This is a genomic window from Hyphomicrobium denitrificans 1NES1 (genome assembly GCF_000230975.2).
GTDB classification, from domain to species: Bacteria; Pseudomonadota; Alphaproteobacteria; order Rhizobiales; family Hyphomicrobiaceae; genus Hyphomicrobium_B; species Hyphomicrobium_B denitrificans_A.
In genome coordinates, this window is record NC_021172.1 from 2,835,519 (window position 1) to 2,849,842 (window position 14,324).

The 14,324-nt window shown below is 60.4% G+C and carries 13 protein-coding genes; 3 read left to right on the forward strand and 10 right to left on the reverse strand.

Annotation, left to right across the window (positions count from 1 at the left end; genetic code table 11):
- Window positions 1-45 precede the first annotated feature (45 nt).
- Window positions 46-1,485 (forward strand): glutamate synthase subunit beta, encoded by a 1,440-nt coding sequence (locus tag HYPDE_RS13585; RefSeq protein WP_015599063.1) that lies wholly within the window; start codon window positions 46-48, stop codon window positions 1,483-1,485.
- 15 nt (window positions 1,486-1,500) lie between these two features.
- Here the strand turns inward: HYPDE_RS13585 and HYPDE_RS13590 are convergent, their stop codons facing one another.
- From HYPDE_RS13590 to galE, 4 genes are all read right to left on the reverse strand, one after another.
- Window positions 1,501-2,334: an EamA family transporter gene (locus HYPDE_RS13590; RefSeq protein ID WP_015599064.1), complete on the reverse strand. Its 834-nt coding sequence runs from the start codon at window positions 2,332-2,334 to the stop codon at window positions 1,501-1,503.
- Between the two features lie 84 nt (window positions 2,335-2,418).
- Complete coding sequence (locus HYPDE_RS13595) at window positions 2,419-3,753, reverse strand: SGNH/GDSL hydrolase family protein (RefSeq protein WP_041321325.1); 1,335 nt, start codon at window positions 3,751-3,753, stop codon at window positions 2,419-2,421.
- Between the two features lie 106 nt (window positions 3,754-3,859).
- Window positions 3,860-5,113 carry a lytic murein transglycosylase gene (locus HYPDE_RS13600; protein ID WP_015599066.1) on the reverse strand — a complete coding sequence of 418 codons (1,254 nt, stop codon included), beginning with the start codon at window positions 5,111-5,113 and terminating at the stop codon, window positions 3,860-3,862.
- Between the two features lie 77 nt (window positions 5,114-5,190).
- Window positions 5,191-6,189 (reverse strand): UDP-glucose 4-epimerase GalE, encoded by a 999-nt coding sequence (galE, locus tag HYPDE_RS13605; RefSeq protein WP_015599067.1) that lies wholly within the window; start codon window positions 6,187-6,189, stop codon window positions 5,191-5,193.
- Window positions 6,190-6,383: 194 nt separating this feature from the next.
- Between galE and galU the strand changes: the two genes are divergently transcribed.
- A complete protein-coding gene (gene galU / locus HYPDE_RS13610) occupies window positions 6,384-7,280 on the forward strand; it encodes a UTP--glucose-1-phosphate uridylyltransferase GalU (protein ID WP_015599068.1) in 897 nt (298 codons plus the stop codon).
- A 54-nt stretch (window positions 7,281-7,334) separates the two neighbouring features.
- Here the strand turns inward: galU and HYPDE_RS13615 are convergent, their stop codons facing one another.
- Window positions 7,335-9,008 (reverse strand): outer membrane beta-barrel protein, encoded by a 1,674-nt coding sequence (locus HYPDE_RS13615; protein ID WP_015599069.1) that lies wholly within the window; start codon window positions 9,006-9,008, stop codon window positions 7,335-7,337.
- A 206-nt stretch (window positions 9,009-9,214) separates the two neighbouring features.
- On the opposite strand from HYPDE_RS13615, the gene HYPDE_RS13620 reads away from it, so the two are divergent.
- Complete coding sequence (locus HYPDE_RS13620; protein ID WP_015599070.1) at window positions 9,215-10,246, forward strand: KpsF/GutQ family sugar-phosphate isomerase; 1,032 nt, start codon at window positions 9,215-9,217, stop codon at window positions 10,244-10,246.
- Window positions 10,247-10,265: 19 nt separating this feature from the next.
- Here the strand turns inward: HYPDE_RS13620 and hemH are convergent, their stop codons facing one another.
- The 5 genes from hemH to thiS form a co-directional block, all read right to left on the reverse strand.
- A complete protein-coding gene (hemH, locus tag HYPDE_RS13625; RefSeq protein ID WP_015599071.1) occupies window positions 10,266-11,312 on the reverse strand; it encodes a ferrochelatase in 1,047 nt (348 codons plus the stop codon).
- Window positions 11,313-11,354: 42 nt separating this feature from the next.
- A complete protein-coding gene (locus HYPDE_RS13630) occupies window positions 11,355-12,404 on the reverse strand; it encodes a CHAD domain-containing protein (protein WP_015599072.1) in 1,050 nt (349 codons plus the stop codon).
- Between the two features lie 94 nt (window positions 12,405-12,498).
- Complete coding sequence (locus tag HYPDE_RS13635; RefSeq protein ID WP_081625129.1) at window positions 12,499-13,113, reverse strand: thiamine phosphate synthase; 615 nt, start codon at window positions 13,111-13,113, stop codon at window positions 12,499-12,501.
- Window positions 13,114-13,129: 16 nt separating this feature from the next.
- On the reverse strand, window positions 13,130-13,945 hold the full coding sequence (locus tag HYPDE_RS13640; protein ID WP_051112005.1) for a thiazole synthase: 816 nt from the start codon (window positions 13,943-13,945) through the stop codon (window positions 13,130-13,132).
- A 17-nt stretch (window positions 13,946-13,962) separates the two neighbouring features.
- The gene (gene thiS / locus HYPDE_RS13645) at window positions 13,963-14,181 is read right to left on the reverse strand and encodes a sulfur carrier protein ThiS (protein WP_015599075.1); all 219 of its coding nucleotides are present in this window, start codon (window positions 14,179-14,181) and stop codon (window positions 13,963-13,965) included.
- Between the last annotated feature and the right edge of the window lie 143 nt (window positions 14,182-14,324).

A 14,324-nucleotide genomic window follows, 5' to 3' on the forward strand; every position in this document is an offset into this window, starting at 1 on the left:
TTGGGTTCGCGACCGGCAAGGAACGAATAGAAAGACGACACAAGCATGGGCAAGCTGACGGGTTTTCTCGAGATCGAACGCGCCGACCGCACTTACCGGCCGGTCGAGGAGCGATTGAAGCACTGGAAAGAGTTCGTTGAGCCGCTTCCGGAGTCGAGCGTTAAAAGCCAGGCTGCGCGCTGCATGGACTGCGGAATTCCGTATTGTCACAACGGCTGCCCGGTCAACAATCAGATCCCGGACTGGAACGATCTCGTCTACCGCGGCGACTGGAAGAAGGCGGCGGAAAACCTCTATTCGACGAACAATTTTCCGGAGGTTACGGGGCGGATCTGCCCGGCACCCTGCGAAGCAGCGTGCACGCTCAATATCGAGGACAAGCCGGTAACGATCAAAACCATCGAATGCGCGATTGCCGATCGCGCGGCTGAGGAAGGGTGGCTGCATCCGCAGCCGCCGCAAAAGAAGACAGGCAAGAAGGTTGCGATCATCGGATCGGGTCCGGCAGGGCTCGCCGCGGCTCAGCAGCTTGCGCGTGCCGGCCACGATGTGCACGTTTACGAAAAGAATGCGCGCCCCGGCGGCCTGCTCGTCTACGGGATTCCAGATTTCAAGATGGAAAAGACCGTTATCGCGCGGCGCATCAAGCAGATGGAGGCCGAGGGCGTCACGTTCCATTGCGGCATCCACGTCGGGCAGGATCTCTCGGCGAAGTACCTCGAGAGCAAGCATGACGCCGTGCTGATCGCGATGGGCTCGGAGAAGCCGTTCGATTTCTTCGCTGAATCGCCGGGCCGCGATCTTGACGGTCTGCACTACGCGATGGAATTCCTGCCGCAGCAGAACCGCCGCAACGCAGGCGAACCGCAAAGGCCGAAGACCAGGGAAATTTCGGCGAAGGACAAGCACGTGATCGTCATCGGCGGCGGCGATACGGGTTCGGACTGCATCGGCACGTCGTTCCGGCAAGGCGCCAAGAGCGTCACGCAACTCGAAATCATGCCGGTGCCGCCGATGAAGGAGAACAAGGCGCTTTCCTGGCCGCATTGGCCGCTGAAGCTGCGCATCTCATCGTCTCAGGCCGAGGGTGCTAAGACCGAATACTCGATCTCGACGACAGGCTTCACCGGCGAAGACGGCAAGGTGAAGAAGCTGCACTACACGCGCGTCAATGCGAACCTGCAGCCGATCAAAGGTACGGAAGGCGCGCTCGATGCCGATCTCGTGCTGTTCGCGATGGGCTTTTCCGGCCCTGCCGAGGACGATGTCATCAAGGAGTTGCAGCTTCCAGTCGTTGCCCGCGGGCGCTTCAAGGGTCTCGATGCGACGGACCGGGAATATAAGCTTGCGACTTCTCCGAAGCTTTTCTGTGCCGGCGATGTTCGCCGCGGTCAGTCGCTCGTCGTGTGGGCGATCCGAGAGGGGCGCCAAGCCGCGCACGCGATCGACAAGTTTCTGATGGGCACGACAGCGCTGCCGCGTTGAAGCCGGACGCAACGTTCACGCGAGACGGAGTGCGACGGCACCGAACGCGATGACGCACGCGGCTGCCAGCCGCGCTGCGCCGATACGTTCTTTCAACACAAAACCTGAGATGACCGTACCGAACAGGATGGACGTCTCGCGGAGTGCCGCGACGACAGCTACCGGCGCGGCTGTCATGGCCCAGAGGACAAGACTGTAGGCGGCGAGCGTCCCTAGTCCACCAACCAAAACAAGCCGCCAGTCTAACCCTGCGCGGATGAATGCCGTCTTTCCGTGTGCGGCTATGACCCACCCGGCAAGCGGGATTCCGGTCAGCATAAAAACCCAGAGCGTATAGGCGACCGGCGACCCGGAATGCCGCACGCCGTGCCCATCGATCAGCGTATAGCTTGCAATGATCGTCGCATTGCAAAGCGCAATTGCGATGCCTTTGCCGTCGCCGTCCTGCTTGAATCCGACCATGCTCAGAACGCCCAATGAAATGAGGCTGATGCCGATCCAGGCGGAGTACGAAAGCGGCTCGTTGAGCGTAAGTGCGCCAACCAGTGCCACGAGAAAAGGTGCCGTTCCTCGCATCAATGGATAGGTCTGACTCATGTCGGCGTGGTGGTAGGCGAGCGCGACAAGGGTGAAATAGGCGACGTGGATCAGCGCCGAACCCGCAATGTACGACCAGCTCTCAGACCCAGGCTGGGTAAGAAACGGCAGCGCGATCGCCGCAAGTAACGCGGCCGACGTCGCGACCATGATGGTCGTCAGGAACTTATCGCCGGCACTCTTTACGAGGGCGTTCCAGGCCGCATGCAGAAAGGCTGCAAGCAGGACCGCCGCAAAGACGAGGAGCTGCATCTCCTTACTTTAACGGGGGAGCGCACGAAGGCCATGGAGCGAAGCCGCGCATCCAAAACTCAACATCGCGTTTCAAAGGAGAACTTAGCCGCGCGGCACCGGATCGGCGGGTTTTGCGTCCGTGGTCGAGTCGTTCTTCGGCGGCCACGATACGTCATCGGCGCGGCCCGGCTTCGGCTGCAGGCGCTCGCCCTTGACGAGCAACCGGAAGTAAGGAGCCTGCGTCGGCGAAAGGCGTCCGCGATCCCGGTTTCCTGGCGGCGTGATCGAACTCATCAACGTCAGCCCGCCGCCGATCTGGTCGACGACAAGATCGCCACGAGGGCCCGAACCTTCGCGCCGCGCCATCAACGCGACGACGGAGGCCGGGATGGGCGGGCGGAGAATGTCGATCGTTTGCGTTTCCTCGCGCCCGTTGCTGCCGATGAGCTTCAGCGTGATTTTGCCATTGTCGGCCTTCTGATCGCCCGATGCGGCGCTTGCCGAAGACGGCGGCGTTCCATCGGTCGCCGCGCTCCGAACGACAGGCGCTTTTGCGTTTGCGGAAGCGCTGTCAGCGACGGGCGACGATGGGGCAGGTGTTTTCACGGAGTTGCCGGGATTGATCTTTTCCTGCTCAGCTTCGGCGCCGAGCAACGGCATGTTGCGGTTGCTCTTTGCCTGCGTGAGGTCAGACCTCAGCTCCTTCTCGACGAAATGCGCGAGCCTGCGATTGCCGGCGGCCGTAAAATTGATCCCGTCGCGCACGCGCAGCAGACGTATCGCGCCTTCGAGATCGGGACCGTATGCGGAATAACCGCCGTTTTCATCGGTAAAGCCCTGATAGATGTCTATGTACTTATAGCCGTTGAGATAGGCGCGCTCGCGGATCACGTCGTTCATGCGCTGCGCCAGCTCGTTAGCATCGCTGCGCGCAAAGTTCGGCAAGCCGACCCAATAGACGCTGGCGTTCTTGCGCTTGAAGGCGCGCATCAGTCTGTCGATGCGTCGCGTGTATTCGGCGATCCATGCATCGCTGCCGACGGCGATGCGCTTGCCGTCGGGACTGCGGAACGGGTTGCGATCGTCTTCGCCGATCATTACGACGGCGATGTTAAGCGGTTGCCCGGCAATCTTCTGTTCCAGCGCGACCGTTTTGCCTTCGAAGTCCCACGTCGAGATGTTGGCGATGGGCGTGATCTGCCGCTGGATGTTGAGACGGGCGTCGGAACCGAACGCCTGCACGAGGCCGCCGAGCAACCCTTCGGCAAAGCCATCGCCAAAGACGGTGACCTGATAGATGTCGTTGTCCGGGAACGGCGTCAGGAAGGTTGTGCCTTGCTCCATATCCACGGCATTTGCCGGGATCGCCATGGCAGCGCCCAGCGCGATCGCGATTGCCGCGAGCGAAAGCCGGAGTTTCTGCCAAACATCAACCATTCGTGCGCGTGCCTTCGCCTCTCCGAAACGCGATCTCAAAATTCGCGATTCCTGCCGGACCATAGCGCGTCGGCGGTCGCACTCCAACGTCTGGACGTATCCGAGATCAGCGATTTGCCTGGGCATTGGCGGCGGCAAGCACTGCATCCGATGGCCAGCAATCGATTTTAAGGCGGGTGGCCTTCTGGTAGAGGCCGATCTGTTTACGCGTATTCGAGCCGATCTTGCCGTCGATCTTGTCCATCGGGTAGCCAAGTTTCTGGAGACGGGCCTGCAGATTGTGGACGGTTGCGGTTCGGGGCTGCTCAAAATCCTTCCACGGCGTCACGAAGCCGCCGCCGCCCCGGATCCGGTCCGAGAGATTTCCGACGAACAGCGCATAGAGGTCGGATGTGTTGTAGAGCCGGATGACGCGGAAGTTCTGCGCCGCCAGGAATGCCGGACCATAGGCGCCGCCTGGCATCATCAAATAGGCCTCTTGCTTAAGCTCGTCGCGGGTGAAGGGTTTGCCGTTTGCGGGCTTGAATCCCATTCGCACCCAGTCGGCAATCGGACGCGCGTCGGGCGGACCTTCGAGCGAGCAATCGGCGTGCGCCGGCGCGATCACCTCGTATCCCCAACGGGTGCCGCGCACCCATCCCTTACCTTGAAGCTGTCGCGCGGTGAAAGCCAGTGCATCGGCGACAGAGCGCCAGATGTCGATCTTGCCGTCGCCGTCACCGTCGATTGCATACTGCAAGTATTCCGTCGGCATCGCCTGGGTGAGCCCCACGGCACCCGCCCAGGACGATTTCATGTCCGAGCGCGGAATGCCCATCTGCAGCATTTTTAGTGCTGCTATCAGCTCGTCGTGAAATCTCTCCTTGCGCTTGCCGGTATAGGCGAGCGTTGCAAGCATACGGATTGCGTCCTTCGGCGGGTGATAGGAGCCGTAGGCCGTCTCGCGCCCCCAGATCGCAACGAGCGTATAGCGGTCGACGCCGGTCAGCTGTTCGATGCGCTTCAGCGCCGCCTCGTGGTCTTTGAGAAACGCGCGACCCTGGACGCCGAGCTTTTCGAGGTACGGAGCCGACAAATAGTCGGCGGCGGTTTTTGTGAACTCGGCCTGCCCGCTATTGTCGATCTTCGGGCGACCCGGAAGATCGAGATCGGGGATGGAATAATCAGGTTCGACGCCGGCAAAGGCCGCATCGAAGGTCTTGCGGCTGACGCCGGCGGCCTTCGCATCCGGCCAAAGACTTTCGACAAACGTCCGGAAATCCGTGGCCGGGCGCGCATTGGCCGCCGTACTCAGGACAAAGATCGCGAGGGCAAGGCCGAGCGCTTCGGCGAAACCGTGGATTGTCCTGCTCAGCCGCATCTCGCCGTTGTCCTCCCTGTATCCGATCGGGCTCCGTTCCTGCCCGGATGCTCGGATTTCAGGGCATTTTTGCGGCTTTATCCGGCTGCTGAAGCTTTCAATTGATCGACACCCCGCTCCCAGCGCAGCGCCTGAGCCACGATCTCGTCGAGATTGTCATACTGTGGCTTCCAACCGAGCTCATTGCGGATCTTGGCCGAAGCCGCGACGATCGCCGCGGGATCGCCAGCGCGGCGCGGCGACAGCACGACTTTGAAATCGTTGCCCGAGGCGCGCTTCACGGCCGCGATCACCTCGTGCACGGAATAGCCCTTCGAATATCCGCAGTTGAAGATCTCGGAGGCGCCACCGCTGCGCAGATATTTCAACGCGACGAGATGAGCGGCGGCAAGGTCGCTCACCTGGATGTAATCGCGAATGCACGTGCCGTCGGCAGTCGGATAGTCGGTCCCGAAGACTTCCATCTGGCTGCGCTTGCCGATTGCCGTCTCGCACGCGACCTTGATCAGGTGCGTCGCTTTCGGCGTCGACTGGCCTGAGCGGCCCTTGGGATCGGCACCTGCGACGTTGAAATAGCGCAGCGCGACGAAGCGGAAATCGTGGGCCCGCGATGTATCCGCGAGCATGATTTCGGTCATCAGCTTCGACGACCCGTAGGGTGACATCGGCGTCAGCGCAGCCGTTTCGGTAACCGGATTTTCCTTCGGGTTGCCATAGACAGCCGCGGTCGAAGAGAAGATGAAATTCTTGACGCCGGTCTCGACGGCCGTCGCAATCAGACCGCGCGATTTGACAGTATTGTTCAGATAGTAGCCAAGCGGATCGGCGACCGAATCCGGAACGACGATCGAGCCCGCGAAATGGATGATCGCGGTTACGCCATGGTCGCGGATCGTTTCCCTGACGACGCCGGTATCGGCAATATCGGCAACGATGAGTTCTGCTCCGGGCGCAACGGCCCAGCGATACCCCGTCGACAGGTTGTCGATGACGACCACCTTCTCACCGGCATCCAAAAGCCCCAGAACCATGTGGCTGCCGATGTATCCGGCGCCGCCCGTGACCAAAACGCTCATAATTTAACGCAACCCTCAAGTTTTATAGACATATCAAATGAGCCCGCCGGCACAGTCTACCCGTGGCGGCAAATTGGCGCTAACTGTCGCCGCCGCCGCGTTTTCCGCACGGCTGCGCGTTAACGGCAGCCGGCGAGGTTCGATCCTTATCAGACGGGTCTTGCCAGCAGATTTATATTTTTCCGGAGCATGCAATGAACGCTGCAATCAGGCCCATCCGTAAAGCCGTGTTTCCCGTGGCCGGACTGGGGACGCGCTTCCTTCCAGCAACCAAAGCCGTGCCGAAGGAGATGCTGACCGTCGTCGACCGGCCTGTCCTGCAGCACGTCGTCGACGAAGCGCGTGCTGCCGGTATCGAGCACTTCATTTTCGTCACCGGACGCAACAAAGGCGTGATCGAGGATCACTTCGACAATCAATTCGAACTCGAGTCTACGCTCGCGGCACGCGGCAAGACGAAGGAACTCGAAGCGCTGACCCGTGACCTTCCGGAGGCAGGGCAGACGAGCTTTACCCGCCAGCAGGCACCTTTGGGATTGGGCCACGCCGTTTGGTGCGCGCGCGAGATCGTCGGCAATGAACCGTTCGCTCTGCTACTTCCAGACATGCTGCATCACGGCCGGCGCCCATGTCTCGCGGATATGATTTCCGCCTATGATAAGAACGGCGGCAATCTCATCGCGGTTGCGCCGGTGCCGGACGATCAGACGCATCAATACGGCATCGTCGGCGTCAAGGACGCGAAGGCCGACGTTTCGCCAATTACCGGAATGGTCGAGAAGCCGAAGCCCGGAACGGCGCCGTCCAATCTGCACATCACGGGCCGCTATATTCTGCAGCCGGAGATTTTTGCGCTTCTTGAAAAACAGGAACGTGGCGCAGGCGGAGAAATCCAGCTTACGGACTCGATGATCCGCCTGATGCAGGACGCCAAGCAGCCATTTCATGCCGTTCGTTTTGACGGCACTATCTACGATTGCGGCTCGAAGCTTGGTTTCTTGACGGCGAACGTGGCTCTGGCGCTCGAACGCGACGATCTTGCCGGCGACTTCAAGCGCGAGATCCAACGGCTTCTCGACGGCCGTGCATAAGGCAGCGGTTTCGGGGTCTGTTACGCCTTTGCGCGGAAAAGAACGTCAAGCCGATCAGCGGCGGAGCTTCACTCCGACGTGGACTTCGTCGCCGATGTAGTCGTTCGGAACGCCGATGCCATCGAAATTGACGTGCTCGTAGCGACCGAAGAGCACCGTGTTGCGATCGGCGTAGTATTCGATTCCCAGGATCTCGCGGAACTCGTTGTCGCTGATGACGCCGTCCCCAGAATCCTGATTCGAATAATTGAAGGCCGCCGAGACGACGAGATAGCTTCGCAGCGCGTGGCGGACTTCAACGCCCGCAGAGCGGTAGAAAGCACCGCCGACATCTGTCGTCGTCGTTTCGGAAACGTCCGACAGCGCGGTGAACAAGATCGACGTCAACGGCGTTACGCGCCACGACGCATTGGCGTCGATGATCAGCCCATCGACGGGATGCAATCGTCGATCGGTCGGCGTCTGGATGCCGTATCCGAGGCTGATCTCGCCGCGCACGATCTCGCCGTTGTTTCCGAACGAAATGCCGAAGCGATAGCGTTGCCCGTTCGACGTGCGATTGATGCCGTCGGATTGGGCCGCTTCCGAATAATCGCGATGATTGACGGCAACCTCGAAAAACGGGGAAAGCTCGGGCTTCGGCTCCCACATTGCGCGCGCGGCTTCCTCGTATTGCGTGTAATCGCGATCGCTGTTGTTTGTGACCACCCCCGCATCTTCGGTCGGACCGTAGCTGTAATCGCTTATGCTGCCGCGAAACTGCAGCGACAGGCGGTTGAAGCGCTGATTATAGGCAGCCTCGGCTTGATCTTCGATGATCTTGGCGCGCGTGCCGACCGAGCTGGCATCGAGAGCCGAGCGATCCTCAAAAAACTGCTGGCGCGAGATGAGCGCCTGGATGTTGGCGCGGCTCGTTATGTCGAGGCGACCGCGCGCTTCGAGCTGATAGTCGCGATCATCTTCCGTCTGGTATTCGTTGTAGAAGCTCAAGATGCCCGTGGCGCTGAATTCCAGCGCATGGCGTGACCAGTTCGAAACGAGTCGAGCCGACGGTACGATGTCGAATGCAACGTCCGATTCTGCCGATGGGGCATGAAAGACATTTGAATAGTAGGACGTTCCAAGGTTCAGCTCCGGGAACAGCACGAAGCTCCCGACCCTTATGCCGACCGGATCGTATGGTTCCTGCCGGAAAAGGCGCGCCGTCGTCCGATTGTCGGTAATCGGATTCAAATCCTCGATCTGGTAAAGCAGCGGATCGCGCCGCGCGGTGCGCTGATCGGAAAGATCAAATTCAGCCGCGTCGCGAGCACCCGCAGGAGAGACATCGATGCCATCCGGCGGCGTCAGAGGCTCTCCGCTGGTCAGGTTGCCGGGATTGGCTTCCCCCGGCTCACGTGGGCCGGCGCGGTTCGCGTTCTCGTCGTTGTCGTTTTGGTCCGCCGTAGAATTTGGGTCCACCGGGTCGGTCGCGTCCTCCTGCGCTCCCGGATTGTCGTCGGAATTTGGCGAGGCTGCACCGGGGGCGGGGTTGCTCCCATCGAGGCCCTGGCTGTCGGGCTCATCCGGGCCAAGCTCAGACGCGTCGGACGCACCGGTTTCTTCAATGCTGGTTATGTTTTGCCGACCGAAACCCTGGGCATGCGAGAGGCGCGCATCCGCAGGTACTAAAATCAGTACCGCAGCGACCAAGCTCCAATTAAACCAGGCATGACGCCGGTCGCCCATTTGCGAGCGTTCCCATGAAAGAAAATCACGCGAACGCAAACAATTTGACTGAATCACCCTAGAAACGGCTGGTTAACGAGACTTTAAAATAGGGGGTAAGAGCCGGTCCCGGCGTGGCGGCAGGCACGGGGAATTGCTAAACCAAGCCTGTGTCTTGCGGGCTCGCGTATCGACCCGCCTCAACGGGGGAAGGACTCGTTTCACCAATGCCCAAGGTCGTCCCATTCCGCAGCCCCCGGACGAAGCCAACTGGTTCCGGCACGAAGGCAAACGTCGAAACTTCCGTTGCCTCGGCGGTACGAACGCTCAACCTTGAATCGGAAGGTCTCGTTCAACTCGCCAAAGAGCTTGACGGTCCGCTGGTCGGCCCATTCGAGGAGGCCATGCGCCGTCTCGTCGCCGTCAAGGGTCGCGTCATTGTCACCGGCATCGGGAAGAGCGGCCACGTCGGCCAGAAGATCGCCGCCACGTTCGCCTCGACCGGGACACCGGCGTTTTTCGTGCATCCGAGCGAAGCATCGCATGGCGACCTCGGGATGGTCACCCACTCCGACCTTATCCTAGCTTTGTCATGGTCCGGCGAAACCGTCGAACTCAAACCGATCATCACCTATTCGCGCCGCTTCGCGGTGCCACTGATTGCCATCACCTCACAGGCGAAGTCGGCGCTCGGCGAACAGGCCGACGTCGTGCTGCTCCTGCCGCGCGCGAAGGAAGCCTGTCCACACGGCCTGGCACCGACGACATCGACGACGATGCAGCTTGCACTCGGCGACAGCCTCGCGATCGCGCTTCTCGAAGCTCGCGGGTTTACCGCTCACGATTTCAAGATTTTCCACCCCGGTGGTTCGCTCGGAGCCAACCTCAAGTATGTCTCCGACATCATGCACAGGGGTGAACGGCTACCGCTGATTAAGAGCGGGGAGTCTATGGCCAATGCCTTGGTCACGATGACCGAAAAAAGCTTCGGCTGCGTCGGCGTCGTAGACAAGCGCGGACGCCTTATTGGGGTGATCACCGACGGCGACTTGCGTCGCCATATGGGCGCCAATCTGCTTCGGGCCAAAGTCGATGAGATCATGACGGCGAAGCCGAAAACGATCTCGACGACAATGCTGACATCGGCGGCGCTTGAACTCATCAACGCGTCATCGATCACCGCGCTGTTCGTGGTCGAGAAGCAGAAGCCCGTCGGTCTCATTCACATCCATGATCTCTTACGTCTCGGGGTCGCGTGACTACATAACCGGCCGACCGTTAGATCCAGCCCATCAGCTCGCGCCGTGCAACCGCTTCGATGACATCGATGCCCTCAGGGCTGTCGTTGAGCGCCGGCAAATAGGCGAATTTCTCGCCGCCGTTCGACTCGAAAATATGCCGGTTCTCGCGATCGAGTTCTTCCAGCGTCTCGAGGCAATCGGCGGAGAAGCCCGGCGCGACGAGCGCAATCTTTTTCGTTCCCGATTTGGCGAGACTTTCGACCGTCTTGTCGGTATAGGGCTGCAGCCACGGGTCGGTGCCGAAGCGAGATTGAAACGTCGTCAACCAGCGCTCCTGGGCGATGCCAAGCTTCTCGCGCAACAGCCGTGACGTCTTCTGGCATTGGCAGTGATAAGGATCGCCCTTCGCGAAATACTTTTCCGGCATCCCGTGGAAAGTCGCGATGATCTTCTCCGGCTCGAAATCGAGCTTCGCGAGGCTTTGCTGCATCGAACGCGCCAGCGCATCGATGTATGCGGGATCATCGTAATAGGCCGGTGCCGCGCGAACGGCCGGCTGCCAGCGCATTTTCATCAAGGCACGAAAGGCGTGATCGCAGGCTGTCGCAGTCGTCGCTGCCGCGTACTGCGGATAGAGAGGCAAAAGCAAGATGCGATCGCAGCCTTGCTCTTTCAGCGCCAGAATACGGCTTTCCGTCGTCGGATTCGCATAGCGCATCGCCCAGTCGACGATAATGCCATTTTGGTCCTTCAAACGCTCCGCAAGCTGAATGGCCTGGTTACGGCTGATCGTCTTGATCGGACTTTCGTCTTTCTCGTTGTTCCAGATCGTTGCGTAGTCCTTACCCTTGCGACCAGGCCGGACAGTCAGGATGATGAGATTCAGGATCGGCCACCACTTCCATCGCGGCTCCTCGATTACGCGCTCGTCCGATAGAAACTCTTTGAGATAGCGGCGCATTGACCAGTAATCCGTGCCGTCAGGCGTCCCGAGATTGAGCAACAGGACGCCGATGCGGCCGTGGGCAACCATTTTGTGGTCGCCTCCGTCGGTAAACATTGTCGATTTCAGCGCTTCGTTCATCCGCTTACCAGTTCCATGAAACCGCAATGTGAGAATAACGGATCAAGCGCGCCGTTGCGATGGCGCTGCGGTCGCGGTCTTCGCCGTAAGCCGCGGCTTTGCTACGGCGGGCTTGACGTCGGCGTGGGCCACCGGAGCGTCGAGAGCTGCCAAATGCACGGCTTGAGGTTCATCTGGACGCGCTCTATGCACGATCTCCAGAGCCCGCATGGCACTACCGAATTTCCAGTACGCCTCCATCCGCTTCATGAAGGCGCGCGGCATCTCGGCAAAAAGCAGCTCGGCGCGAAATTCTGCTGCCGCGCGTAGCGCTTGCTGCTTATGAAGACACAAGTCGACGATCGCTTCCTTTTGCTCGGAAGATATATCATCGGCCTTCACCGTCTCGGCGATCAGGAGCGCCAAATCGTGATCGTCTCCGAGAATTTGCGATAGTTCCCGCGCGACCGCTACCCTGACCGCGAACTCGTCGGGCCAGGCGCGGGCAAGCAGGCTCATCTGCCGCCAGTGCCACTGTACCGATTTGCGCAGCGTGTGGAAGGTTTCGTCCGTCGGCTCGCTGTAAGCGATTTTCAAAGATTTGCGGGCATGGCGATAGCTTTTTGCGAGGCCGCCTTCGAGGGCCGCGAAACCTCGCTTACGAATGCCTGCGCGTGAAAATTTCTTGGCTTCGCGCAGAAGCATCAGCCGTACCTTTGCAGCAGAACCAGGATCAAGCGGTTGTTGCGCATCGCCTAAGCTCTTCGCAAAATGCGCATTAAGCGGCGCGAGCGTCAGCGCGCCATCCGGCTCCCTCTCTGCTGTGAGCTTTGCGAGCGTATCGAGCATTACTGCCTGATCGCGGTGACCGGCGAGCAGTTGAGCGATCTCGCTCAAGGCGTTTAAGCGCTTGCGCGCCTTGTCCTTGCCGAGCGCCGGCGCAGTCAATCGCACCAGTCCTCGCAAACGCTTCAGCGCTTTCCGGCATTCGTGCACACCTTTCGGTTGCACTTCCGGCGCAGCGAGTTCCTGAAGCGCCACATCGAGCTGCTCGCGCGCAATACGCCGAAAGCCCTTCTCAACCGACTCATCGATCTTGAACCTGTACGGCATACGCGCGAGGCACCTTCGTTCAACTGGGAGTTGGGCCTGGATTTAATCCACCGGAACGCGCGCTCCTGTCAAATCGGATGGTTGGGCGGGTTGGTTAAGACCGTCTGTCGGCTGCCCATTTGAGCCATTCGCGGATGCGGGCGTCCGGATCCGAGGCCGTTACAAAATCGGTGATCACGGCCAAGCTGTCGGCACCGGCATCTGCCGCTCCCGTGGCCCTGTCAGGCGTCAAGCCTCCGATGGCCACAAGCGGAAGCGCCCCGATTTTGCTGCGCCATAACTTAAGCCGTTCAAGGCCTTGCGGCGCCCAGGGCATGATCTTCAGCTTAGTTCGGTAGATCGGCCCCAGCGCAACATAATCCGGATATACCAACAAGGCCGTCTCGAGTTCCGTTTCGTCGTGGGTCGAGACCCCGACGCGGATTCCCGCTTTCCTCAGTGCCACAAGGTCGGCAGCCTGCAAGTCCTCCTGACCGAGGTGAATGAAATCGGCGCCGGTTTCGATGGCCACGTCCCAGTAATCGTTCAGGACCAGTTGGCAGCCGTGTGCCTTGGTGACATCGAGCGCACGGCGCGTCTGATCGACGATGGCGCCGCGCGTTGCATCCTTGATCCTGAGTTGCACGAGTTTGACGCCGAGCTGCACGATGCGCTCAAGCCAGCCGATGTCCGGGACGATCGGATAGAAAGGTGCGAGCTTCACCGGCATGCGATTCAAATCCGGCTCACTCAATATCGAAAAACGGCGTGCCCGCGACCGGTGTCGACGGTACGGCCATGTCGCGCGGCGGCATCAGGCCCGCATCGCAGCCGATACGTCCGGCCTCGATGGCCTTGGCGAACGCTTCGGCCATGCGAACGGGATCGGCAGCTTTGGCGACCGCGGTGTTGAGCAGCACGGCATCGTAGCCAAGCTCCATCGCATGAGCCGCGTGCGAGGGTGCGCCGATACCGGCGTCGATCACAAGCTTCAGATCAGGGAAGTAGGCGCGCAGGCTCTTGAGCGCCGCGATGTTTGCAAGGCCACGGCCGCTGCCGATCGGTGCCGCCCACGGCATGATGACCTCGCAGCCTGTCTTCTGCAGGCGCTCGGCCACCGAGAGATCTTCGGTTGTATAGGGAAAGACCTTGAAGCCGTCGGCGGTGAGCACGCGCGCGGCTTCAACGAGCCCGAACACATCGGGTTGCAAAGTATCGTCATTGGCGATGACTTCGAGCTTGACCCAATCCGTACCAAACAGTTCGCGTGCCATTTCAGCCGTTGTGATCGCGTCGCGCGCCGTGCGGCATCCGGCAGTGTTGGGAAGAATGCGGACCCCGAGACTTTTGATGATGTCGAGAAACCGCTGGCCGATCTTGCCCCCCGCCGCTTCACGACGGAGCGAAACCGTCATAACGGACGCGCCCGAGGCTTTGGCGGCTTCGGCCAGTATCGCCGGGGAAGGGTAACCGGCCGTGCCGAGTAAAAGCCGCGACGGCACAGGCACGCCGTAGAATGACAGCGTTTGCTCCCTATGCAGACTTTGATCTCGAACATTCATGGGTTTGAGATGCTCACTCAGCCGCCCTGGCGCGCGGAGACGATCTCGACGCTATCGCCAGCTCCGATACGTGTCGTAGCACGCTTCGCCTCGGGTACGAAATGACCGTTCAGCGCGGTCGCGACCTTCGCATCCGACAGCTCACGCTCGTCCAGAAGCCCGGCAAGCGTTTGTGCTCGTGTTTCGGACTTCCGGCCATTGACGACAAGTTCAATTTTCGGCATCGCGTTCAGCATCGGCTTGGTCTTCGTGGACCTGCTGGAAGTAGGCCTTTCCACGGCGTTTACTAGAGCATTTCGCGATTTATTACCGTAAACGCGGTGAACGGGTCAAAGTACCGCCAATCTGCCGCATTGGCTAAGTTCCCTTTCCCGCTCGC